The sequence below is a fragment of the Cyclobacterium salsum genome (genome assembly GCF_010119245.1).
Lineage (GTDB): Bacteria > Bacteroidota > Bacteroidia > Cytophagales > Cyclobacteriaceae > Cyclobacterium > Cyclobacterium salsum.
This window is the reverse complement of the sequence record NZ_WNKG01000004.1, coordinates 23,831-48,653: the sequence shown is the minus strand read 5'-3', so window position 1 is coordinate 48,653 and position 24,823 is coordinate 23,831. Positions and strand designations below refer to the sequence as shown.

Annotated in this window: 20 protein-coding genes and 1 tRNA gene; 15 read left to right on the top strand and 6 right to left on the bottom strand. The window is 45.7% G+C overall.

What is annotated here, in order from left to right:
- Window positions 1-2: 2 nt before the first annotated feature.
- Window positions 3-494 carry a TlpA family protein disulfide reductase gene (locus GJS45_RS07520; protein ID WP_162340866.1) on the bottom strand — a complete coding sequence of 164 codons (492 nt, stop codon included), beginning with the start codon at window positions 492-494 and terminating at the stop codon, window positions 3-5.
- A gap of 307 nt (window positions 495-801) precedes the next feature.
- Here GJS45_RS07520 and GJS45_RS07515 point away from each other — a divergent pair, with 307 nt between their 5' ends.
- Entirely contained in the window at window positions 802-1,668 is an 867-nt protein-coding gene (locus tag GJS45_RS07515) for an alpha/beta hydrolase (RefSeq protein ID WP_162340865.1), read from the top strand.
- 27 nt (window positions 1,669-1,695) lie between these two features.
- Here GJS45_RS07515 and GJS45_RS07510 read toward each other — a convergent pair whose 3' ends face one another.
- The 3 genes from GJS45_RS07510 to GJS45_RS07500 form a co-directional block, all read right to left on the bottom strand.
- Entirely contained in the window at window positions 1,696-2,133 is a 438-nt protein-coding gene (locus GJS45_RS07510; RefSeq protein ID WP_162340864.1) for a nucleoside deaminase, read from the bottom strand.
- A 65-nt stretch (window positions 2,134-2,198) separates the two neighbouring features.
- Entirely contained in the window at window positions 2,199-2,846 is a 648-nt protein-coding gene (locus GJS45_RS07505) for a hypothetical protein (RefSeq protein WP_162340863.1), read from the bottom strand.
- Window positions 2,847-3,157: 311 nt separating this feature from the next.
- A complete protein-coding gene (locus tag GJS45_RS07500; RefSeq protein WP_162340862.1) occupies window positions 3,158-4,510 on the bottom strand; it encodes a DEAD/DEAH box helicase in 1,353 nt (450 codons plus the stop codon).
- A gap of 70 nt (window positions 4,511-4,580) precedes the next feature.
- Here GJS45_RS07500 and GJS45_RS07495 point away from each other — a divergent pair, with 70 nt between their 5' ends.
- The 5 genes from GJS45_RS07495 (at window position 4,581) to GJS45_RS07475 (ending at window position 11,057) form a co-directional block, all read left to right on the top strand.
- Window positions 4,581-5,924, top strand: coding sequence for a dihydroorotase (locus GJS45_RS07495; RefSeq protein WP_162340861.1), 1,344 nt, complete (start codon window positions 4,581-4,583; stop codon window positions 5,922-5,924).
- Window positions 5,925-6,000: 76 nt separating this feature from the next.
- Window positions 6,001-6,077, top strand: a tRNA-His gene (locus GJS45_RS07490).
- Between the two features lie 559 nt (window positions 6,078-6,636).
- Entirely contained in the window at window positions 6,637-8,553 is a 1,917-nt protein-coding gene (locus tag GJS45_RS07485) for an amylo-alpha-1,6-glucosidase (RefSeq protein ID WP_162340860.1), read from the top strand.
- Window positions 8,554-8,564: 11 nt separating this feature from the next.
- Window positions 8,565-9,845 (top strand): glycosyltransferase family 4 protein, encoded by a 1,281-nt coding sequence (locus tag GJS45_RS07480; protein ID WP_162340859.1) that lies wholly within the window; start codon window positions 8,565-8,567, stop codon window positions 9,843-9,845.
- A 3-nt stretch (window positions 9,846-9,848) separates the two neighbouring features.
- Entirely contained in the window at window positions 9,849-11,057 is a 1,209-nt protein-coding gene (locus tag GJS45_RS07475) for a glycoside hydrolase family 57 protein (RefSeq protein WP_162340858.1), read from the top strand.
- An 89-nt stretch (window positions 11,058-11,146) separates the two neighbouring features.
- On the opposite strand, the gene GJS45_RS07470 is transcribed toward GJS45_RS07475, so the two are convergent.
- Both GJS45_RS07470 and GJS45_RS07465 read right to left on the bottom strand, forming a co-directional pair.
- Window positions 11,147-14,185, bottom strand: a complete 3,039-nt coding sequence (locus GJS45_RS07470; protein ID WP_162340857.1) for an AAA family ATPase — start codon at window positions 14,183-14,185, stop codon at window positions 11,147-11,149.
- Window positions 14,182-15,408, bottom strand: coding sequence for a metallophosphoesterase family protein (locus tag GJS45_RS07465; RefSeq protein ID WP_162340856.1), 1,227 nt, complete (start codon window positions 15,406-15,408; stop codon window positions 14,182-14,184). The genes GJS45_RS07470 and GJS45_RS07465 overlap by 4 nt, the downstream gene beginning before the upstream one ends.
- Before the next feature lie 184 nt (window positions 15,409-15,592).
- Between GJS45_RS07465 and GJS45_RS07460 the strand changes: the two genes are divergently transcribed.
- The 9 genes from GJS45_RS07460 (at window position 15,593) to GJS45_RS07420 (ending at window position 24,816) form a co-directional block, all read left to right on the top strand.
- A complete protein-coding gene (locus tag GJS45_RS07460) occupies window positions 15,593-16,120 on the top strand; it encodes a septal ring lytic transglycosylase RlpA family protein (protein ID WP_162340855.1) in 528 nt (175 codons plus the stop codon).
- A gap of 139 nt (window positions 16,121-16,259) precedes the next feature.
- Window positions 16,260-17,042, top strand: a complete 783-nt coding sequence (rsmA, locus tag GJS45_RS07455; RefSeq protein ID WP_162340854.1) for a 16S rRNA (adenine(1518)-N(6)/adenine(1519)-N(6))-dimethyltransferase RsmA — start codon at window positions 16,260-16,262, stop codon at window positions 17,040-17,042.
- A complete protein-coding gene (gene mgtE / locus GJS45_RS07450; RefSeq protein ID WP_162340853.1) occupies window positions 17,030-18,397 on the top strand; it encodes a magnesium transporter in 1,368 nt (455 codons plus the stop codon). The genes rsmA and mgtE overlap by 13 nt, the downstream gene beginning before the upstream one ends.
- A gap of 7 nt (window positions 18,398-18,404) precedes the next feature.
- A complete protein-coding gene (locus tag GJS45_RS07445; RefSeq protein WP_162340852.1) occupies window positions 18,405-19,337 on the top strand; it encodes an NAD(P)-dependent oxidoreductase in 933 nt (310 codons plus the stop codon).
- A 141-nt stretch (window positions 19,338-19,478) separates the two neighbouring features.
- Window positions 19,479-19,952: a transcription elongation factor GreA gene (gene greA / locus GJS45_RS07440; protein WP_162340851.1), complete on the top strand. Its 474-nt coding sequence runs from the start codon at window positions 19,479-19,481 to the stop codon at window positions 19,950-19,952.
- A gap of 63 nt (window positions 19,953-20,015) precedes the next feature.
- Window positions 20,016-20,417: an HIT family protein gene (locus GJS45_RS07435; RefSeq protein WP_162340850.1), complete on the top strand. Its 402-nt coding sequence runs from the start codon at window positions 20,016-20,018 to the stop codon at window positions 20,415-20,417.
- Window positions 20,404-21,402: a ligase-associated DNA damage response exonuclease gene (locus GJS45_RS07430; RefSeq protein WP_235954671.1), complete on the top strand. Its 999-nt coding sequence runs from the start codon at window positions 20,404-20,406 to the stop codon at window positions 21,400-21,402. Before GJS45_RS07435 ends, GJS45_RS07430 begins: the two co-directional genes overlap by 14 nt.
- Before the next feature lie 78 nt (window positions 21,403-21,480).
- Window positions 21,481-23,010, top strand: a complete 1,530-nt coding sequence (gene guaA / locus GJS45_RS07425; RefSeq protein WP_162340848.1) for a glutamine-hydrolyzing GMP synthase — start codon at window positions 21,481-21,483, stop codon at window positions 23,008-23,010.
- 150 nt (window positions 23,011-23,160) lie between these two features.
- Window positions 23,161-24,816, top strand: a complete 1,656-nt coding sequence (locus tag GJS45_RS07420; RefSeq protein ID WP_162340847.1) for an ABC transporter substrate-binding protein — start codon at window positions 23,161-23,163, stop codon at window positions 24,814-24,816.
- Window positions 24,817-24,823: the final 7 nt, after the last annotated feature.

Sequence of the window (24,823 nt, the reverse complement as noted above, 5' to 3'; positions counted from 1 at the left end):
TATTATTTTAGTTGGTTGATAAGTGATAGCAGTTCAGGTTCTTCCATGGCACCTTCGTGAAAATGCCGGGTGCCGTCTGCTTGAACAAAAAGGGTGGCCGGTATGGCTCCGGTCCAGTCGGGATTAACCTTATCGATCCAGGAGTTGAAATCCACGTCATTTAAAAGGTAAACCGGTGACTGAATGTCCCGCTTCTCAATAAAAGAGGTGACTCGTTCGGGTCTCCGGGCATCATCCATGGAGATAAAATACAGCTCCATATCCGTATTGGATTTGTTTGCTTCTTCAAAATAGGGCATTTCCCGAACGCAGGGCGCACACCAGGTTGCCCAGAAGTTAAAGATTCGGAGCTTTTCGGATTCTTTAGCCGCCAGCGATTCAAACTCCTCAAAAGAAATAATCTTGAAATCGGGTTCCGGGAGGTCCTTGCCGGAAAAACCCGGAAGGATCATGAGAAAAAGAACGAATGAAAGTCTGGATAGACTCGCTACCATTGATTTGAAGTTTAAAGGTTAGAACAATGCTTTATACGAAAAAGAAGTGAATTAGTTGAGTTTTGCAGGCAGCCTTTCTGCATCGGGATCCACTTATCTTATCCATTGGTTGCTTAGAGTTTGCTTGCCGATTTTTCAATTTTAATTCCCGGTCTACCTGGTTTGATGTAAGCTTAAACCGCTCTGTTTACATTCTTTTTTGCCAAAAAGGCACCATTTTTTACCAGTTTAAAAACTAATTGAGTAGCTTGTGTGCAGATATGTTTTGAATTTCCTACTACCTAAACCTAAAATTGACCCGATACCTATGAAATTATTTCGATTGTTTTGCCTGGTTTTTTTAACGCCACTTGCCGCATCATTTGCCCAGGAAAGCAGGGTATTTGATGCCCTTAGCCTTGAAAGCGAGATTCTGAATATGGAAAGAAAATTTGCCATTTACCTTCCTCCCGGCTATGAATATTCCCAGCGTTCATATCCGGTCCTCTACCTGCTTCATGGGGCAGGAGATGATCAGACTGGCTGGGTCCAGTTTGGAGAGGTGCAGCACATCGCCGATCAGGCCTTTGCTTCAGGAATAGCTACGCAGATGATCATCGTCATGCCCGATGCCAATTCCGGGCGTAGGGGCTATTTCAACGACGTCAATAACGATTGGAGATATGAGGATTTCTTTTTCGAGGAGCTGATGCCTTATGTGGAATCTCAATACCGGATCAAAAAAGAAAAACGCTACCGGGCGATTGCCGGCTTGTCCATGGGAGGGGGTGGCACCTATTTCTATGCCATGCACCGGCCCGACTTATTCTCATCTGCTTGCCCTTTAAGTGCGTCGTTACGAAACAGCAGCTTTGAAGATTTTAAACAGGGATTGGAAAACAACCAAACTGAGGTGAAGGATCCTTCTGGCCTGGAAGCTTACTATGACAGGCATCAGGCGCTACGGCAGATCGCCCTTAACGCTCCTGAAGACATGAAATCGGTAAAATGGTTTTTTGACTGCGGCGACGATGACTTTCTATACGAGGGGAACAGTTTGGTGCACATTGCGATGAAGAAAAAAGAAATTCCGCATGAATTCAGAATCCGCGACGGTGCACACAATTGGACCTATTGGAGAGAATCCCTTCCCCACGTTTTGAGTTTTGTTTCGGATACATTCCGGCAAAAATAAACGGAAGCAAGCAGTCCAAAAAGGGAATTATTCACCAATGTCTTCCAGCCAGAGATTGGGGTTTTCCTGGATAAATCGCTGCATCAGCCCTTGACAAATTTCATCCTGAAGCACGGAAAGCTGGACACCTTTTTGCTCCAGGAGGCTTTCGGCTCCCATAAAAGTGCGGTTTTCACCGATGACTACCTTTGGGATGCTGTAGAGTAAAATCGCCCCGGAGCACATCGGGCAGGGAGAAAGGGTGGTATACAGGGTACATTGTTTGTATACGGCAGCCGGTTGCCTGCCAGCATTTTCCAGGGCATCCATTTCTCCATGGAGGATACTACTCCCTTTTTGAATGCGCTGGTTATGGCCCCTCCCGATGATCCGATCCTGATATACCAAGACTGAACCAATGGGAATTCCTCCCTGGTCCAAACTTTTTTTCGCCTCCTCTATGGCGGCTTGCATCCATTTATCCATCTTTTACTGAATTGGTTCGGAGGGTAACATACGAAAATTAGACGAACCTACGGCAGGTAAAGGGATTAGATCTTGGAATAGACCATTTTTCGGGAGACTTTTTTCAGCAAGGCATGAATAATTGCTTCATTCAAATTCGCTTTGTAGCCGTAAATTCCATTATGGAATTGAACCAGCAATTCCCCATCTTCGGCATTATAAATCAATAAATTGATAAATGCCAGGCTGTTCTCCGGGGAGATCTTCGGCAGGTCCTCATTGCTATCCTGATTAAAAGCGGCTAGGGGCTGATTGGTCTCGAAACTGCCGGTTACAATGGCATCCACACCCAGCACAGCAGCAAGTTGCGAAGGGTTGAAGTCCTGGTAATTTTCCAGGCCAATTCCTGCTGTATTCAGTTTTCTATTTGTGAGACCCGGTTCCTGTACTTTTACGGCTAATTTTCCCCTCTCAGCATGTTCCCGAAACCAACCAAAAATGGCATTTTGGATGCTTTCGCCTTCCTGTTTTTCCAGGCTCGCCAGGTCCCCGGTGGAGAGGTTTTCCATTTGACTCGGTCTTAAGGTCACCCGGGTTAGGAAGGGAAGGATGGCGATGGTTTTGTGATTTTCAGCGATGGTTTCAAAATCAGCATTTTTGAAAAAGTGACTCTGAGCATTTGATGGAAGAACAAAAAGGAAGTACAACAAAAAGATAGAAACTACTTTTTTCATGACAGTAATTAGAAATGGTTTTAAAAGCTACGCTTGTATTTTTACCCGGATATTGAAAAAATAACCCAGGACCGATTGCTGCTATCTTGATGTCACCACTAAAAATAGGACGGTGAACGACATCTCAAAGATCGTTGTATAAATCGAAATAAAAAAAGTATTATTAAAAAATGTAAGATATAAAATACTAAAAAAAAACTATTTACAATTTTTAATTTGTAAATAGCATTTTACTGGCTACAAATATCAAAGTGTTTTTTAGTATAAAAGGAAAAAGAATACACGCCCATTAAAACAATCCGTGCGCAGAATTATTTTTTCCACTTTCCCTTGGTTTTCATTTGGTTTCGGTTCCTTTTGGCTTTGCTGTTTTTGTTTCCCCGTTTTTTGGGTTTCTCTACCCGTGGTTTGGCAGGGGATTTTTTTTCGTGAAAAGCGCCTTTGAAGTCGGGATCTTCCCCTCGTTTCTGGTTGTCGATTTCCCTTTCATATCCCTGTTGCTCCTCATAAGGGGTTTCATGTTGGGGGATATCCTTCGGAATGCTCCGTTCGGGCACTTCTTTCTGGATGATACCTTCAATTTTTTCGAAGTGAAAACGCTCGGCAGGATTGATAAAGGTAACCGCCTTGCCTTCGTTTTCGGCTCTTCCAGTTCTTCCGATCCTGTGGACGTAATCTTCATAAATCAAGGGAACATCAAAGTTCACCACATGACTGACCATGCTGATGTCCAGTCCCCTTGCCGCTACATCGGTGGCTACCAGTATTTTTACCTCTCCTTTCTTAAACTCATCCATGCTGTTAATCCGGGTATTCTGACCCTTATTGGCATGAATGACCCGAATGCTCCCGCGTTGCCGTTGTTTGAGGTAGCGAAAGACCTCCTCAGCATTTTTTCTGGATTTGGTAAAAACGATCCCTCTTTCAAAGGCAGGCTCGCCTACCAGTTTTTCAAGCAGGTCCATTTTTGTCCTTACATTGGGAACAAAGTATTTGGCTTGCTCGATGGTATCGGCAGTGCTGGCCTGCGGTGCCACTTCTACTCGTTCCGGGAATTCCAGAAATTCATGCGAAAGCTTTTCAATTTTATCGCTGAAGGTGGCAGAGAAAAGCATGTTTTGGCGTTTCACAGGGATGATTTCCAAAATGGCACGTATCTGGGGCAGAAATCCCATATCCAGCATTTTGTCCGCCTCGTCCAGAATCATGGTTTTGATATCCCGGGTATAGAGGACCTCTCGTCTGTATAGATCGAGAAAGCGGCCCGGCGTGGCAATCACAATGTCTACTCCCTCCAGCACTTTTTCTATTTGCGGCTTGGGGCCCAGCCCGCCGTAAAGGCAGACATAGCGAAGGTCGGTGAATTTCCCAAAACCAACGACCGCCTCCTCTATCTGCATGACCAGCTCCCGGGTGGGAGCCAGTATCAAGGCCCGAGGATGCTGCCCCTGGGCATATTTTACTTTGAACAATAGGGGCAAGACAAAAGCAGCGGTTTTTCCGGTACCCGTTTGGGCAATGCCCAGGATGTCATGCCCGGCCAGGGCCAGAGGGATGGCTTTTTCCTGAATTGGCGTAGGCTTTTCGTAGCCGATTTCCTGCACCGCATTCAAAAGTTGCTTGTTGAGATTAAAATTTTCAAAAGATTGCAGTCGATCGGACATGATTTTATAATTTTATGGAAATATTTCAGGGGTTGATTTTGGAAACCCCTCCCGCTCAAAAACCAATGGTATGAAAAGAATTTTAATCCGGAATGCAAATATAGTCAATGAAGGTAAGATAATGCAGGGAGACCTATATATAAAGGAGGGGTTGATTTTTGCAGTGGGTGGCGATTTGTCGGGGCATAAAGCCGATATAGAGATAGATGCCGATGGAAAATACCTTTTACCGGGCCTGATCGATGATCAGGTTCATTTCCGGGAGCCCGGATTGACTCATAAAGCGGAGATCTACACAGAAAGTAAGGCCGCCGTTGCCGGAGGGATTACCAGTTATATGGAAATGCCCAATACCGTGCCACAGGCAACCACCCTTGAATTTCTGGAGGATAAATACGATTTGGCCGCCAAAAAGTCACTGGCTAATTACTCGTTTTTCCTGGGAGCTACGAATGATAATATTGATGTGATCAAACAGGTAAACCCGGAAACCATATGTGGGGTAAAGGTTTTTCAGGGCTCTTCCACAGGCAATATGCTGGTGGATAATCCAGATAGTCTGGAGAAAATATTTAGGGATTGTCCGGTTTTGATAGCCACACACAGTGAAAATGATCAGATTATCAAAGACAATCTGGAAAAATTTCAAAAAGAATACGGAGATAATATCCCTCCGCGATTGCATCCGGAAATCAGATCCTGGAAGGCATGTTATGATGCCTCCAAAACCGTGGTGGATATGGCCCGCATGTACGGAAGCAAGCTCCATGTATTGCATATCAGTACGGGAAAAGAAGTATTGCTTTTTGACAAGGACCTGCCGCTGGAAGAAAAAAGAATTACGGCAGAAGCCTGTGTGCACCACTTATGGTTTTCCGATGAAGACTACGAAGCCAAAGGTAATTTTATCAAATGGAATCCGGCAATAAAAACAGCCGAAGACAGGAAGGAAATATTGAAAGGAGTATTGGACGGGCATATCGATGTCATTGCAACGGATCATGCACCGCACACCCTGGAAGAGAAGTCAAAACCCTACCTGTCGGCCCCGTCAGGCGGGCCTCTGGTCCAACACTGCTTGCCGGCTCTTTTGGAAATGTACCACAAAAACCAGATCAGTCTGGAGCAGATCGTACAAAAAACCAGTCATAATGTGGCGATACTTTTTGAGATTGAAAAGCGGGGCTACCTACGCCCGGGCTACCATGCCGATATGGTGCTGGTGGATTTGGAAGATTCCTGGGAGGTAAACCGGGAGAACGTTTTGTCTAAATGTGGTTGGTCTCCCTTTGAAGGACAGACCTTTCAGTCGAAAATCACGCATACGGTTGTTTCCGGACACCTGGCGTACGAAAACGGTACATTCCATGAAGACCGAAAGGGTCAACGGCTGAAATTTTCAAGAAATGTATAGCAATGTATTGCTTGGCTAAAAAAAGCATATTACCTTTGCATTCCCATCCGATAAAATCATTGGAAGGGATAAAATGGTGATTGTAGCTCAGCTGGTTAGAGCGCTGGTTTGTGGATCCAGAGGTCGCCGGTTCGAACCCGGTCTTTCACCCCAAAACCCTCCTTTAAATCAGGAGGGTTGTTTTTTTTAAGCGCTGGTTTCGACTGGGAATTTGTTTCGTCAGGTATATCAAATGGGCTTTAACGTTTGCAATCGAAGAAATGTGGGGATGATTTTAGGAAAGTGTTTGCGGCTTTAAGCGGTGTTCCCTCTTTTTCTTTTGTGCTGTTAAAGCAGAAAAACGATGGCATATTCTTTGTTATGACGGGTGTGTAGGAATTCAATTAATTTTAAGAAGTCATGTTTACATTATTTCAATCTTCAAAAAAATTTCCTCAGATCAGGTATGTCAATTTGAATCAGGTTCATTTGTATATGATGAAATTCGAGGAGTCGATCAGGAATTTAGAAGAAATTCAAAAAGAAAGTGCCTGATCTGCAAGTTTATAGGAAAAAATAAAAGGGAGTGATTTGCTCCCTTTTTTTGTGTCTTGGAAAAAAGGAAATTTTATTTGGTCTTTTTTTAAACCCTATTTGCATTAGTTTTTCGATCATTTATTTTTCTTTACAAAGGATTCAAGTATTTTTATAAAAACCACAAACATTTGTTTAAATGAGCTACATACATTTCGATAAGACGCAACTCATCAACCTGAATTATTCATTGGAAAAGGAAATAATCCGTTCCAATCGTTCGGGTTGCTATACGAGTACAACGATTATCGGCTGCAATACCAGAAAATATCACGGCCTTTTGGTGGCTCCTCAGCCCCAGATTGACGGGCAATTGCATGTATTGCTTTCCAACGTGCACGAGACAATTGCTCAGAAAGATGCCCTATTCAATTTGGGTATCAATAAATATCCTGGTAATTATTTCCCCCGTGGCCACAAATACCTGGAGGATTTTGATTCCGAGCCCATTCCCAAACTCAGGTACCGGGTAGGTGGGGTGGTTTTGGAAAAGGAAATCATTCTGGACTCCACGGCAGACAGGGTCATGGTGAAATACACGCTGGTGGATGCCTTGATACCTACCAAATTGCGGGTCAGTCCCTTTTTGGCTTTTAGAGGCTATCACGGACTTTCCAAGGCCAATACTTACGTGAATAAAAAAATTAAGAAGATAAAAAAAGGAGTTCAATTCCGGCTTTACGAAGCCTATGACCCCCTTTCGCTGCAAATCTCCAAAGAGAATGTTTTTGTACCGGTTCCTGACTGGTTTTATAACATAGAATACATCCGGGAAATTGAGCGGGGTTACGACTATCAGGAAGACCTGTACGTACCGGGCTATTTTGAATTTGAAATCGAAAAAGGGGAATCGGTCATCTTGGCAGCAGGCTTAAAAGAGGTGAATCCTGAGTCCTTACAGGAATCTTTCCAGAAGGAAATCAGCAGAAGAATTCCCAGAGACAATTTTGTAAATTGTCTGAAAAATGCGGCGGGACAATTTATAAGCCGGCGAAGGGGAGAAACGCGCGTCATTGCAGGGTATCCCTGGTTTGGTTGGTGGGGAAGAGATACCTTTATAGCCCTGCCAGGCCTGACACTGACCCTGGGAGATAAACAAACCTTTTTGGATGTGATGGACTCCATGTCCAAAGATTTAAAAGGGCCCTTGTTTCCAAATGTTGGAAGTGGGGTAATGACGAATATGAATAGCATCGATGCCCCTCTTTGGTATTTCTGGGCCTTGCAGCAATACGTAATCTTCACGGGTGACAAGGAGACCGTTATCTCCAGATACCTGGAAAAATGCAAAGGTATCATAGATGGATTTACCAGGGGTACGGCTTTTAACATCCATGTTATGGAAAACGGGTTGCTTTGCGGAGGGGAAGAAGGGATCGCCCTTACCTGGATGGATGCGGTCACCAAAGACGGCCCGGTGACTCCGAGAATCGGTTGTCCGGTAGAGATCAATGCCTTGTGGTACAATGCCTTATTGTTTTTTCACGAACTTTCAGGAGACGAAGGAGCGAAGAATTTGGCTGATAAGTTGGAAGAATCGTTCGTAGAGACATTTTGGAGCGAAAAAAAGGGCTACCTGGCGGATGTGGTAAAGGGAGAGAAAAAGGATTGGTCCATCCGGCCTAACATGGTATTCGCCACTTCTTTGCCTTACAGCCCTCTAAGCAACGAACAAAAAGATCATGTGCTGGAAGTAGTCAAGAACAATTTGTTTACGAACAGAGGACTCAGGACACTGGCACCAAGTGATCCACTTTATAAAGGATATTACCAGGGAGATCAATACGAGCGGGACAACACCTACCACCAGGGAACCGCATGGCCCTGGCTGCTGGGACATTTTTCGGAAGGATATTTGAAGTTGCATGGGAAGCAAGGGAAAAAATTGGTTGAAAACATGATCAGCAGCTTCGATGGGGTGATGACCCAGTATGGTGTCGGAACCATTGCTGAAATATACGATGGAGATCCTCCCCACAGACCGAAAGGGGCCATATCACAGGCCTGGAGTGTGGGTGAATTGCTGCGGATGAAATATTTAATCGATAATCTTTAAAAAAGATTTATATGAAAGTTTTAATGTTTGGATGGGAATTTCCTCCTCATATTTCCGGGGGGTTGGGTACCGCCTGCTACGGGTTGGTAAAAGGAATGGCCCACCACAAACAAGACCTGATTTTTGTTGTCCCTAAATTATGGGGAGATGAGGATCCGTTGGCTGAGTTTGTCAATGCCAGTGATGTGGAAATCGATTACCGGGAACGTCGGTTCAGGGATATCTGGAAAAACCTCACCTACCTGGAGGTAAGCTCTTTTTTGATTCCCTACCTCAGTCCGGAAGAATATCACAACCATACCGAACGACTACTCAAAGATCAGGACGAATTGGAATCCAGCGTATTAGCCAATAAGTTTACTTTCAGTGGAAAGTATGGCAAAGATCTAATCCTGGAGGTCTCCCGGTATGCCCTGGTAGCTGCACAAATTGCAAAAAACAAAGAGTTTGACCTGATTCATGCCCATGACTGGTTATCCTTTCCCGCAGGAATAGCGGCGAAACAAATGAGTGGGAAGCCGCTGATTGCGCACGTACATGCGACAGAATTTGACCGTTCCGGGCAAACCGTAAACCAACGGGTCTACGATATAGAGCGAGCCGGTATGGAAGCAGCGGATAAGATCATCGCCGTGAGCCAGCTCACAAAAAATACCATCGTGGCCAAATACGGAATCCCCGAAGAGAAAGTCACCGTGGTACACAATGCCGTATTGGACACCAGTATTATCAAGTCCAAGGAAGAGAAAAAAGTCCCCGAGAAAATCGTGACGTTCCTGGGACGAATTACCTTTCAAAAGGGACCTGAGTACTTTGTAGAAGCGGCTCATAAGGTGATTAAAAAGGATGAAAATGTGAGATTCGTCATGGCCGGTTCCGGAGATTTACTGAATCGAATGATCTTGCGGGTGGCGGAATTGCGGATCGGGACCAAGTTTCACTTTACGGGGTTTCTTAAGGGAGACGATGTGGATAAGATGTTTGCGCTCAGTGATGTGTACGTGATGCCTTCTGTCTCCGAACCCTTCGGTATTTCTCCATTGGAGGCGGTCAGACACAATACGCCGGTGATCATTTCCAAACAATCCGGCGTGGCGGAAGTACTTCAAAATGCCGTTAAAGTCGATTTTTGGGACATTGATGCGATGGCAGATGCTATTTTTGCCTTGCTTCATTACAATGGCATTTCCAAAATGTTTAGAGAGATGGGAAGGGAAGAGCTGAAAAAGCTCAAGTGGGAGCACGTGGCTAAAAAAGTCATCGATATATACAAGCAAACCGTAAATCAATAGGATATGAGAACCATTTGTTTTTACTTTCAAGTACACCAACCTTACAGATTGAAACCCTACCGATTTTTTGAGATTGGGGACGATCATGATTACTGGGATGATTATTCCAATAGAAATATCATGAAAAAGGTGGCTAAAAAATGTTACCTACCAATGAACCAACTTTTGCTGGAGCTCATTCGAAAATACCAGGGAAAGTTCAAAGTTTGTTTTTCTATATCCGGGACCATTCTGGACCAAATGGAGGCCTACGCCCCGGAAGTTTTGCATAGCTTTCAGGAACTGGTGGCCACAGGTCATGTGGAGTTGCTAAACGAAACGTATTCACACTCCCTCTGTGCCTTGAAAAGTGAATCAGAGTTCAAAGACATGGTACACCTTCATCAAGAGAAAATAAAGCAATATTTCAACGGATATACGCCAAAAGTATTTCGAAATACGGAGTTGATTTATTCAGATAGTATTGGTGAAATGGTGGGTAAAATGGGTTTTGACGGCATCCTTTCTGAAGGAGCCAAACATATCCTGGGCTGGAAAAGCCCGAATTTTGTCTACGTGAACGCCAACGAGCCTAAACTAAAAGTATTGCTCAAAAACTTCCGCCTGAGTGATGACATTGCCTTTCGGTTTGGGGAAACCAAATGGTCCGATTATCCCCTCACAACAGATAAATTCATGGGCTGGCTAAACCAGGTACCGGCGGAAGATGAGGTGATTAACCTGTTTATGGATTACGAAACCTTTGGTGAACACCAATGGAAAGAAACGGGGATTTTTGAATTTATGCGGCACCTTCCTGATGCGGTATTCAATCAGACCAACTTTTCCTTTTCCACTCCTTCGGAAGTAATTGCCAATGCTTCGCCGGTGGGAAAAATTCACGTCCCCATTCCCATTTCCTGGGCAGATGAGGAGCGGGATCTGACCGCCTGGTTGGGTAACGATCTACAGGACGAGGCATTTGACCGATTATTTGAACTGGAAGCCAAAGTGAAAAAATCCAATGACCCAGCTATTCACCGGGATTGGCGCTACCTGCAAACCAGCGATCACTTCTATTATATGTGCACCAAGTTTTTTTCTGACGGGGATATTCATGCTTATTTTAGCCCCTACGAAAGCCCCTATGAGGCATTTATAAATTATATGAATGTCCTGAGTGATTTTATTTTAAGGCTCAAACAGGCTGAGAAAGATGCTGTCTCGGGTTAATTCTCAAATTAACATTCGAATTTGAATCAAAACCGGGCGATCGCTTTTTCGACCTTCACCGGGTCGGGGATTGGGATAGCCCGGTTTTTTTAGCTAAAACTGTAACCAACCTGGCTTCCTTTTTCCTGATCCAGCTCCACCCTGGCATAAACCGCAACCTCTTGCTGTAGTTCCTCCACATGGCTGATAATACCCACGATCCGGTTTTCATGACGAAGCGCTTTCAAGGTTTCAAAGACCACCCGAAGAGAATTCCGGTCCAGGGCTCCGAACCCCTCATCCAGAAAGAAAAAGCTTTGATCTGCCTGATTAAGGGATTTGACTTTTTCGGCCAGTGCGAGTGCCAGACATAAAGAGGCCTGAAAGGTTTGGCCACCTGAAAGCGTTTTCAGCAAACGCTTTTTTCCTCCATTCAGGTAATCCGTTACCCAAAAAGTATTGTTATCATCTATCTCCAGGCTTAGGCTGTTCTTAGTCAGTTTGGAAAAGCGCAGATTGGCGGTATGGCAGAGTTCTTTCAGGTAAATCCGGCTTACATACTTGACAAAGCCGCTACCTTTAAATAGCTGATCGAGTTCTTTGAGATACGACAGACGGGTTTCCAGTTTACGAAACGTTTGGGTTAATTCCGCTTTCAAAACAAGTTTTTCCCGAAGTTCTTGGAGAGATTGATTGAGGAGTATGAGCTTGTTTTTCATGAATTCCAGTTCCTCTTTTTCCAGCAAGTGGGAAGCATTTAGGGCCTCGTAAGTTTGATGCTGAAAGTCCGGTACACCCGGTATATTTTCCAATTCCGAAATTCGAGACCTTACTACGGAACATTTTTTTTCATATTCCCGGATTTGATGGTCGGTCTTGTCTGCATCCATACTGCTGGTAAAAAGGGCTTCCAGTGTTTGTTTGTCGGAAAAGCCGTATTCCAAAAGTAATGTCTCGTAATCGGCATTCAGCCCGGCCAGTTTTTGGGTACTTCGTTCCTTTTTGTTCACATAATTGGAAAGGTTGGCCAGGTTGGTGGCGGCCTTTTCTCTGGTTTCCTTCAATACTTTCTGCTTGCTATCCAGAAAATCGGCCGTTTCCTGGATGTCCTGCTGTACCTTCGTTATCGTTTGGCGGATGATTTCAGCCGATTTTTTCAGATAAGACTGGGCAAATTCCAGGTCTGAGATCTCCTCTTCTTTTGCTTTGATCGTACTTTTGAGACTCAAAAGGCGCTCTTCTGCCTTTCTTAATTCTTGCTGTATCAGCTCCCGTTCCTTCCGGACCTGTTCCAGATTTTTTCTGCCTTCCCGAATGGTTTTATCCAGCGCAGCCTGCTTTTTAACCTTTTCTTCCAGTTGACTTCGTTTGGAATCCAGCGATTCCGGATCGGTAATACCTCTTGCTGCGAGCTTTTTTTGAAGCTGTTCCAGTTGTTGCTGCAGAAGGGTTAGCTCTTCGCTTTTATTCCGGAGTTGGACGGAGTGGTTTTCTTCCTTGGTTTTTTGGAGGAGTAACTCCCTGGCCATCTCCTGCGTTTGGTCTAGTTTTTCCCGGCTGTTTTCCCAGGAGGATTGAATTTCCGCTAGCGAGTTATCGGAAAGGTGCGCATCCAAGGGATCCGGGTGATCCAGGGAGCCGCATAAAGGACAAGGCTCCCCTTCCCTAAGTGCGTGCGCATGGTTTTGCAAGGCTTTTTTTTCAATCAACCTTTCTTTTTCCCCTTCCCATTTTTTAATACCTTCCTTTTGCGCTGCCACCCACTGCTCAAAGTCAGTAAAATCCGATGGAAGGAAAGCCAGGAGTTCCTCCACCCGGCTGGTAAACGCCCGTGTCTCTTTTTTTAGATTTTCCTCTTGCCCTTTCAAAACCTCTTTTTGCGCCAAAAGTGCCTTCCATTCCTTTGCCTGCTGCTGCAGTTCTGCCAGTTCTTGATGGTCGCTGGAAAGATCAAAACTTTCGGTTTCCCTGTCCAGCGCTATCAATTGCTTTTCCAAGGATTCCTGCTTTCGAAGCAAATCCTCCAACTGGGGCTGCATGGATTCCAGCTTGCCCTGCGAAGCTTGACATTCCCCGGTGAGGGTTTGAATCTCCAGGACTTTTTGCAAGTCTCTGATTTTGTTTTCTCGTTGAGGCCGTTTGTCCGCTTTTTTTTTCAGGTCGGATTCTTGCGCTTCCAGGGTTTTAATTTGCTCGTTATAGGCTTGTTCAAAGCGCTGGCAGTCAATTGTTCCTACCGTCGCTTCTTCCAGTGCCAGGTTTTCTTCCTTTATTTTTTCCCACACGGGCAGTAGGTAGGTTCGGGCCTGAAGATAGGCTTTCAGTTCTTTTTTCTTTTTTTCTATTTCAGGGAGTTGGTTTTCAAGGGTCTCCCAGATTTTCCTGGATTGAAGGAGTTCCTGATATTTTTCCCGGAAGCCTTCCATTTGCTGTAATTTTTTACCAGATTTTTCGAAGGATCGCTCTTTTTCCTTGACCAGTCGGTCGGTTTTTTCCTGTTCGGATTGTTGTGCTTCAAGCAGGTCCTGACTTAGGTTTTCCAGTGGTTCTAGCTTGGTTTCGAGTTTGATCTTTTCCTCTCTGGCCTTTTTATAAAGGGTTCCGGTGTTTCCGGAGAGGTCAAATCGCTCCAGCCCAAATAATTCCTTCATCATGGCTGCCCGGGGTCCGGGTGTCAGGTCAATGAACTCCCGAAACTTCCCCTGTGGAATGATCACCGTTTGTTTGAAATGGTCCATTTTCATCCCGAGGATGGCCTCCGCTTTTTCCTCCAGGGGAATCAGTTCCTCCTTTTCTTTCAGGTAAAAATGATGTTCTGCCGGCCGGATTTCATCGAAATTTTTCGGATTTCTTTTTACCCGGTACCGTGCCAGGTAATGGTTTGTATTGTTTTTGCCAGCCTTAAATTCAAAGCTTATTTGAAGGGAATCGCTTTGAAGATTGACCATGCTGTTTTTTTCACCTCTATCGGAAAGCCTTTCGGTACTTCCATATAGCGCCAATAAAATGGCTTCCAATAAAGATGATTTACCACTCCCCACGGCTCCAAAGATACCAAATAGACCGGCAGCAGTTAGAGATGTAAAATCTATGGTTTGGGTTTCTTTGTAGGAGTAGAGTCCTTTTAAGGTGAGTTTTACGGGAATCATGAGGGATCAACTTGGGCGATGACTTCTTTGAAAATAGCGATTAATTCCTGATTAGGGGGCTGGCCTTTTTCACTTTGGTAATACATGTTGAAAAGACTGGGCATGTCTTTTTCCAGATCCCGAACCTGCAACTGATGATCAGACTCGGTTTCTCTGTTTTTGATTTGAGGAATAAGGTTGATGATGCCGTCGTGCGCCTGCATCAGGGATCTTCGGGTCTCGGCATCTATGGAATGATCCGTTTCATAGGTCAGTTCTACAAAGCAGTGCGGATTTGCTTCCAACCATTCCAATGCAGTCGTTAGGCTGTCAAAGGTTTTTCTTTCCAGGCGCCTGCCCTGATAGAGGGGGATGGCTTCATATTGGGCCGGTTTCCCTGGATGGACCTCAATGAGTACTACCTGTTTTTGCTGTCCGGCTTCGCTAAAAGAATAGGCAAGCGGAGAACTGGCATACACTGCGGGGACAGGCACTGTGCTACAGGCATGGTATCGGTGTAAATGGCCCAGTGCCGCGTACTGAATTTGATTGGGGATTTGGGAGGTGTGGAGTGCCTGGGTGCCTCCAACGTGCAGAATGGGTCGCTCGCTTTCGGGCTCAGGTTCCGGCGTTTCCCCTTCCTTCACAAAAAAGAAATGACCTAAAAAAAGGTTAACTCCGCGATCGTCGCAATGGCGATCCGCAAGTTCCTTCCAGCGGTTTCCCAGGACCGTTCTCAGCTCTGATTCGCGGTCTTCCTCTCCCAGGTACGTTCGCAATAACAGCTCGTTGGCATAGGGAGCGAGGAGGATGCGAACAGGGAAATCATGCTGGGGCAGTTTCAGGGATACGAATCCCGGATCAGAAAGGAGGACTTCCGTGCCGTTTTCTGATTTACCCACGGGTATCACCGTGTCGTATCGGCTGTAAAAGAAAATTCCCATTTCCCGGGCTAGTGGATCGGGTGCCTCTATAAACTGAGTGCTGTCGTGATTTCCAGAGATGACCACGATTGGCCTCTGCCCATTTTTGGAGAGCTTGCGCAGGGTTTTGTAAAGTAGCTCCACGGCTTCGTGACTGGGATTAAACGTATCGAAAACGTCTCCTGCAAGCAAGACCATGTCTACTTCATGGCTATCTGCAATGGAGACAATTTCTTCCAATACCGCTTTCTGCTCTTCCAGGCGGGAAACGTCCTGCAGTCTTTTCCCCAAATGCCAGTCTGCCGTGTGTAATAGTTTCATGGGCGGTAATTCAAATGCTAAAAGTTTAATTTTATGCTAAATTTACTTCAATATCGGAGCGAGGCAAAGACTAATTCGTAAAAATTACCTAAGGTAAGATCGGGTTTTTAAGAAAAATGTATTTATTTGTTACGTTGAAAGGAATTTTTATAACTAGTGTAAAGGATTGATAGCGATGTGGTTTATGAAAAAGGTTGTGATGATCGTGTTGTTGGCTCATTTTTGGCTGATTTTTTCTTCAAAGGCGCAGTCCCCGTTTACCGCACCGGATTCCTTGCTGGTTATCCAGGAAGGTATTGCCAGCTATTATGGCACCCGCTTTCATAACCGGATGACGGCCAATGGGGAAATTTATGACATGTGGCAATTCACCGCGGCACACAAGCACCTGCCCTTCGGGACCTTGCTGAAAGTGACCAATAAGAAAAACGGAATGCAGGCGGTTGTGCGGATCAACGACCGCTTGCCCAAATCTTCCACACGGATTATTGACCTATCCAAAGGAGTAGCAGAACACCTGGAAATGGTGAACGATGGAATTGTTCCCGTGACCCTGGAGTTGCTCAGTCATCATGCCATTGACTGGGTAAGGCAGCAGTACAAAGTGGTTCCGCGGGATATCCGCCTGAGGAGCTATTTTCACGGGATTGCCTACACCAAGGACGAGAAGCTCATCCAACGTGCCCTGAGAGAATCCCTTCAAAAGAAGTAGGAAGCGGTAGCCTGAACCGGACGCAAACCGGAACGTTACGACTAGCCGAAATTAAGGGCCAGAGATTGCGCTTACCTATGGTCGTTACAGATTATTGTTTTACTTTTGCTGTCTTAAATCCCTGCAAACTACCTTCATTATGAGTAAAGTAAGAGCCAAGAAGCATCTGGGACAACACTTTTTGCGTGACCTGCAAGTGGCGGAACGGATCGCAACTTCGCTCGAAGGATTTGGGGGCGGCCGGAATGTGTTGGAAATCGGACCGGGAATGGGAGTTCTGACCGATTTTTTGGTAGAAAAACCCTGGGAGCTAACCCTGATTGAGATCGATAAAGAGTCCGTCGTCTACCTGCGGGAGAAATATGCGAAGCATTCGCTCCGTATAGTGGAGGGAGACTTTTTGGACAATCAATACAGGACGCTTTATAATACACCTTATGCCATAATAGGGAATTTTCCCTATAATATTTCCAGCCAGATCTTCTTCAAGGTATTGGAAGAAAGGCATCAGGTAATGGAAGTGGTGGGGATGCTTCAAAAGGAAGTTGCTGAACGAATTACCGCCAAGAAAGGAAATAAGACTTATGGCATTTTGAGTGTATTGTTGCAGGCTTTTTACGAAACAGCCTACCTGTTCACCGTTCCTCCTGAAGTATTCGATCCGCCTCCTAAAGTGCAGAGCGGTGTCATCCAATTGAAAAGAAATTCGGTTCGGGAGCTGCCTTGCAACGAAAAGCTGTTTTTCAGATTGGTAAAGCAAGCGTTTCACACACGGAGGAAAACCCTGCGAAATGCCCTGAAACCAATGGGGCTTTCCGATGAATTTAAAGGTATGGACATGCTGGATCTAAGGGCAGAACAACTGGGAGTGGAGGAGTTTGTTTATTTAACTCAAAAATTGGAAGCATCGTGGAAGCTATAAAGACATTCGAACTCTCCAAGGAATACTTGGAAGCGCTTCGGGAGAGTATCTCGGAAGCCCACATTCAGTTTATTCAGGAGTCCATGCAGGATGCCAAAAAGGCCGATATAGCCGCCCTGTTGGATGAGTTGGACATGGAGGAGGCACTCTTTGTATTGCGGGCACTGGATCCGGATTTTTCTGCGGACATCCTGATCGAGCTGGACGAAGATTCCCAATACAAGGTGATTACCTCCATGCCTCCGGAAGAACTGGCCACCCTGATTGACCACATGGATTCAGATGATGCGGTGGATGTGCTGAATCAATTGGTGGTGAATGACCGGGAAGCCGTCATCAGCCACCTGGAGCAAAAGGAAAAATCCCTTTACATCATCGAATTGCTCCGGTACGATGAGGACAGTGCTGGTGGATTGATGGCCAAAGAGATCATCAAAGCCAACCTCAACTGGACCGTGGTGCAGACCATCGAAGAAATCCGCCGGCAGGCAGAAAATGTGGAAAAGATTTTTTCGATTTACGTGGTGGATAACAAGGAAAAGTTATTAGGCAGAATTGCGCTAAAGAAATTGATTCTGGCATCTTCAGGTACCAAAGTAGCTGATTTGTACGAAGACAACATTATTTCAGTACCCACTTACATGGAAGGGGAAGAGGTAGCCGAGATCATGCGTAAATACGATCTGGAAGCGGTTCCCGTGGTGAATGTTAAAAATAAGTTGGTTGGACGGATAACGGTAGATGATATTTTGGATCTGATCCGGGAGCAGGCAGAAGAAGACATTCAGGCCATGACCGGTTTTTCGGATGACGTGGAAGAATCCGACTCCATTTACCGCCTCTCCCGTGCCCGGCTTCCCTGGCTGGTCATAGGTATGGTGGGAGGATTGATGGGAGCAGGCTTTATTGGTTTTTTTGAAGAAGGGTTGAATGCCGTTACTGCGCTGGCTTTTTTTATTCCATTAATTACGGCTACAGGGGGAAATGTGGGCATTCAATCCTCCACCCTGGTGGTACAGAGCCTGGCGAATAAATCGGTATTTGAAGACAGCCTGACCAAACGTTTTCTGAAGGTACTGCTGGTGGCCGTGCTCAATGGATTGGTATTGGCATTGTTTGTGTTTCTAACGGTAGTATTTCTTTACGGGCAGGAGACCAAATTTGGTCTGGTCGTAAGCATTGCGTTATTCAGTGTGGTCTTACTGGCATCATTTATGGGCACGCTTACACCCATTGTATTGGATAAGATCGGGATAAACCCAGCCATGGCTTCGGGGCCCTTTATTACTACTGCCAATGACCTGCTGGGCCTGGGCGTTTATTTTGGGGTAGCTACCTTACTATTGAACCTATAATTGAACCATGAGAATACTGATCATCGACCAAATGCACGAAAGCATTGTGCCTTTGCTGGAAGAAAAAGGGCATCAAGTGGATTACCGACCCGAAATAGACCGTGAGGGGATCCTGGCTGTTTTGCAAGATTATGAGGGCTTGATCATTCGATCAAAGACACCCATCGATCAAGAACTGCTGCAAGAAGCCCCTCTGTTGAAATTTCTAGCCAGAGCGGGAGCCGGCTTGGATAACATTGACCTGGATTACCTGGAAGAAAAAGGGATCTCTCTGCATCATGCTGCAGAAGGCAACCGGGATGCGGTGGCCGAACACGCATTGGGTATGCTGCTGACCTTGTTCAACCATTACCTGCAATCCGACCAGCAGGTAAGGAAAGGTATTTGGGACCGGGAAGGAAACAGGGGAGTGGAGCTGTCTGGCAAAACGGTGGGCATCTTCGGATATGGAAATATGGGAAGTGCTTTTGCTCAACGACTTCGGGGATTTGGTGTAGAAATACTGGCCTACGATAAATTCAAGTCCGGTTTTGGGGATGAATGGGTAAAAGAGAGTAGTTTTCAGGCCATACAAGAAAAGGCAGATGTATTGAGTATCCATGTTCCCCTCACGACCGAGACCAGATATTTTTTTAGTCCCGAAATTCTGTCGGGTTTTCACAAGTCCTTTTACCTCATCAATACCGCCCGGGGGGAGGTAATCCGGATGGACACCTTGAACGAAGCCCTGCAAAACGGCAAGTTGAAGGGGGCAGCTCTCGATGTTTTGGAAAAGGAAAAACTCCAGGCACTGACGGCTTCAGAGCGACTGTCCTTTGAAGCACTCAGCAGAAGGTCCAATGTGCTTTTTTCACCTCATGTTGCGGGCTGGAGCCATGAGTCCTACCGGAAAATCAACCAGGTGCTGGTAGCCAAAATCGAAGGAGAGTGGAAGGGTTGATCCCCCAATAATTGGCCCCTTAAATTGTAAAATAAGAATTCTTATTTTATCTTTGTTGATACAAAATACAGGAAGCATATGGGAACGGTCTCAAAGTTGAGACCGTTATTTTATTTACTATCAGGCTATTTATTATTTGATATGGGAAACATACAATATTACACCGAAGAAGGACTGAAGAAGCTCAAGGATGAGCTTCAACAGCTGAAAACCAAAGGCAGGTCCGACATTGCCAAGCAGATCGCCGAAGCCCGAGACAAGGGAGACTTAAGCGAAAATGCGGAGTATGATGCTGCCAAAGATGCTCAGGGTCACCTGGAATTGAAAATTGCCAAATTGGAAAATGTACTTGGCAACGCCAGGGTATTGGACAACTCTAAAGTGGATACTTCCAAGGTGGGAATTCTTTGCACTGTCAAAATCAAGAACGTAAAAAACGGCATGACCGTGACCTACACGCTCGTGTCAGAAGAAGAAGCAGATCTGAAAGCCAACAAGATTTCCCTGGCCTCTCCTTTCGGAAAAGGGCTAACGGGTAAAAAAGTCGGCGAGATTGCCCAGATACAAGCGCCAGCCGGACAGCTTGAATTTGAAATTCTGGATATCAGTTATTAATTTCCATCCCGATTGCTTTGCATCGGGATTTTTTATTCGGTCAACAAACTAACTTCCTGAGGTATGCCTTCCATATTTACCAAAATAATTAATAGAGAAATTCCAGGACACATCGTTGCTGAAGACGATCAGCACATCGCTTTTTTGGATATCATGCCCCTGGTTAAAGGCCATGTATTGGTCGTCCCAAAAAAAGAAGTGGATTATATTTACGACCTGGATGATTCCTTGTACACAAGCCTACACCTGTTTGCCAAAAAGGTCGCCAAAGCTCAGGAGCAGGTGATTCCCTGTACCCGCATCGGTGTAGCCGTGATCGGACTGGAGGTTCCCCATGTTCACATTCACCTGGTGCCATTAAAAACCATGGATGATATTAATTTCAGCCGCCCCAAGCTGAAGCTTTCTTCGGAGGAATTGGAGGAAATTGCCAACAGTATTAAATCCGAATTTGATAACGCTTGATGATAAGGGCATCTATTGTCCCCCGGCGGGTATCTACATTGATCCCTGGAAGCCGGTAACCAGGGCCATCATCACGCATGCCCATGCAGACCATGCCCGATGGGGAATGAAGCACTACCTGGCGCACGAGCAATCGAACCAAATTCTGAAATACCGCCTGGGAAACCAAATTCAACTGGAAACGCTTGCTTATGGAAAGGATATTTCTGTAAACGGTGTGAAAATTTCGCTGCACCCAGCCGGGCATATACCCGGATCCGCCCAGGTTCGGCTGGAATATAAAGGAGAAATTACTGTGATCAGTGGGGATTACAAAACGGAATCCGATGGCATCAGTACTCCTTTTGCACCCGTGCCTTGCCATACCTTCGTATCGGAATGTACCTTTGGCTTGCCGGTGTACCGCTGGGAAAGTCAGGAAACTATTTTTCGGGATCTGAACCAATGGTGGGCTAATAATGGCAAAGAAAACCGCTGCTCGGTGGTATTTGCTTATTCATTGGGCAAGGCCCAGCGAATCCTCCGTCATCTGGATATGGGGCTGGGGCCTGTTTTTGCACACGGTGCTATCTGGAACACTAATGAGGCACTTGCAGCAGATGGGATTATTTTACCACCGGTAGAAAAAGTAACTCCAAAAATGCCCAAATCATCCTTTGTCAATGCCCTGGTTTTGGCCCCTCCTTCGGCCGCTGGTAGTCCCTGGATGAAGCAGTTTTCCCCATACCGGACGGCCATTTGTTCTGGATGGATGAATATACGAGGTGCCCGAAGACGTAGGGCAGTGGATAATGGATTTGTGCTTTCGGATCATGCCGACTGGACGGGGTTGAATCAGGCGATCGAAGGAACCGGGGCTTCTACTATTTTATTGACACATGGCTTCAAGGATGTTTTTGCCCGATACCTTCAGGAAAGGGGCCTTAATGCCAGGGTCTTGGAAACCCTGTTTCAAGGAGAATCCCCCGATTCCGAGGATACCTGAGGAACAGGGTATGGATTCCAATTTTTGAAAATCCCCTTTTTTGTTTCGGGAATTGGCAGGGGCTGATTACCTTTGCGCATGGCAGAACAGATTTTAATTCTTGACTTTGGTTCCCAATATACCCAGCTTATAGCCAGACGTGTCCGGGAGCTGGATGTTTATTGCGAAATTCACCCTTTTAATAAAATTCCCCCGCTCAGTTCCGACATCAAAGGTGTAATCCTTTCTGGCAGTCCCTGCTCTGTCCGTGACGAGGGGGCTCCCGACCTCGACCTTGATACTTTCAGAGGGAAACTCCCGGTATTAGGAGTGTGTTATGGTGCCCAGTTAATGGCCCAAAAATACGGGGGTATCGTGGCCCCTTCTGAAATCAGGGAATATGGCCGTGCCAATCTTTCTCACCTGGACACCCATGCAGATCTTTTTAAAGAAATGACCCATGGCTCCCAGGTATGGATGTCCCATGGCGACACGATTAAAACGTTACCAGACGACTTTGAAACCATCGCCAGCACTCCTTCGGTAAAAATTGCCGCCTATAAGGTTCGGGGAGAAGCTACTTACGGCATTCAGTTTCATCCCGAAGTAACCCATTCCACAGAGGGAAAAAATGTGTTGAGAAACTTTGTGGTACAGATTTGCGGCTGCAGCCAGGATTGGACTTCGGATGTGTTTATTGACATTACCGTGGATTCACTGAAAAAAACCATCGGCAAAGATCGGGTGGTCATGGGTTTGTCTGGAGGAGTTGATTCTTCCGTGGCGGCTACTTTGATCCACCGGGCCATTGGGGAGCAACTTACCTGCGTATTTGTCGATAACGGTCTCTTGCGGAAAAACGAATATGAAGAAGTGCTGGACTCCTACCAGGACCTGGGCTTAAATGTCATTGGTGTCGATGCCCGGCAGAAATTTTACGATGCCCTCCGGGGGATTTCAGATCCCGAAGGAAAGCGCAAAGCCATAGGGAGGACGTTTATAGAAGTCTTTGATGAAGAGGCGCATAAGATAAAGGAAGTGAAATGGCTGGGGCAGGGCACCATTTATCCCGATGTGATCGAGTCGGTTTCTGTCAATGGCCCATCTGCTACCATCAAATCCCATCATAATGTGGGTGGATTACCCGATTTTATGAATCTGAAAGTGGTGGAGCCCCTAAACACCCTGTTTAAAGACGGGGTCAGGGAAGTGGGTAAAGCGCTGGAAATCCCGGAAGCCATCATCGGCAGGCATCCCTTTCCGGGTCCTGGACTCGGTATTCGCATTCTGGGGGACGTTACCCCCGAAAAGGTGGAAACTCTTCAGGAAGTGGATTATATATTTATACAGGGGCTCAAAGATGCCGGTCTTTACGATCAGGTCTGGCAAGCAGGAGCCATCCTGTTGCCCATCCAATCGGTAGGCGTGATGGGGGACGAACGAACCTATGAGCGGGTGGTAGCCCTCCGCGCAGTTTCTTCTGTTGACGGGATGACCGCGGACTGGGTTCACCTTCCCTATGAGTTTCTGGGCAAGGTTTCCAATGATATCATCAATAAAGTCAAAGGGGTAAACCGGGTAGTTTACGATATCAGCTCCAAACCACCGGCTACCATAGAATGGGAGTAATTCACCCCATCTGAAACCTGATAAAGATATCAGGTTTTTTTATGAAGAATTGGTTCAAAAACTGTTAAATTCGTATTTCGCTACCAAAAATTGTTTCTTGTAAAATCAGGTATGATGTTTGATTTTCTTAAACGTAAAAAACGCTCATCTATGAAATGGCCACTAATCATTGCCTGTCTTTTGTTTCCCATACATGCTCTTTTTGCCCAGGAGGACACAACAAACTACCAACGGGCAAAAAGATTAATTGCGCAGGAAAGCCACGAGGAGGCAATGGAATTGCTCAGGCCTTATCTGGATGCGGAAAAGTATGGCGACCTTTCTGGATATGCCCGGTTCCATTTTGCAAGGGCAGCCTACGGAAATGGCCAATACGAATTGGCAAAAAATGCCTTAAACGATTTGCAGGGACCTCGTTCGTGGGAAGGTGATGACGAGGCCCGGTACTTACTCGCGCTCACTCATTTCCAGCTTTCGGATGCCTCAGAAGCCCTGCAACTGGTTGATGCCATCCGTAATGAGTCCGTGCAACAAGAAGCCTATGCAGCAACTTATGAGTTTTTGAAGGTAAGTTCTTCCAGCGTATTGACTGTGCAGTATAACCAATATCCGGAAAATCTGGGATTGATGATGGCCCTCAAGGAAAAGCTGGAGTCCCAGGGTTCCATGTCCTCCAACGATCGAAAAATTTACCAGGAAATCCGAAGTTCAATTCATGCTCGTCCAGGAGAAAGCGAAACCGCCGTAACCGACGGAATTTTGGATGTGGCAATTGTGCTACCCTTTAATTATGAAGGAGGGGACGGGGTCAGCTCCCTGCAGGGGAATAATTTCGTACTACAGTTGTATCAGGGGATACAGTTGGCATTGGATCAAGCAAAAACGGAGGGGCTGGAAGTAAATTTCAAAACCTTTGATACCGAGCGATCCGGTGAGCAAGTAGCTCGAATTTTGAGAGATCCTTTCCTCAAGAAAGCGGATGTCATTATTGGGCCCATTTATCCGGAAGAAACGGCACAGGTAGCTTCTTTCGCCCAACTCTATGAAATCCCTCAAATCAATCCACTGTCCAACATTGACGACAATATTCAGGAATTCAATCATTCTTACCTATTCAGACCTTCCGTTAATGCACTAAGCCAAAGGGTAATCGATTATTGCCGCAGGTTTGACGGCAGAAGAATAGCACTGGCCTATTCGGGGACCAGCAGGGACGAGCAGTTGGCCGATCTTTTTACCGAGATGGCCAGGAGAAGTGGCCTGCAGATAGTTGAAAGCCAAAAAGTGACCATTCGGGAAATGCGCGACTTTTTTGACACCCTTAAACTTGGGACCGACGAGGAACCTTCGGTGGACATGATTGTCATTTTTTCAGATGACCCAAACATCGCCTCTCCTACCTTTGGGTTGGTGGAATCGCTGGGATCGGGCATTCCACTAGTGGTCATGGAAAGCTGGCTGTATTTTAACTTTGCCAACTACGAAATGATGGAATCTCAAAATTTCCATTTTGTCGGTAATAATACGGTGGATTTTAACGATGAAGTACTGGATGAATTTAGAGGAAATTATTTGGAAAAGTTTAAAGTATACCCTTCTTCCTTTGTGTACATGGGTTACGAGTTGGCAGATATGGTATGCAGGGTGATCAACGCCAGTGAAGGCTTTGATTTTCGGGAAAACCTGAACCAAAGCGGATTTATAGAGGGAGAGCTTACCTTTGGCTTTGATTTCTCCAATGTGAAATACAATAATTACGTACCCATGCTGCGGCTGGAAGAAGGAGTTTTGACCATAGAAGAATAAATCGCCG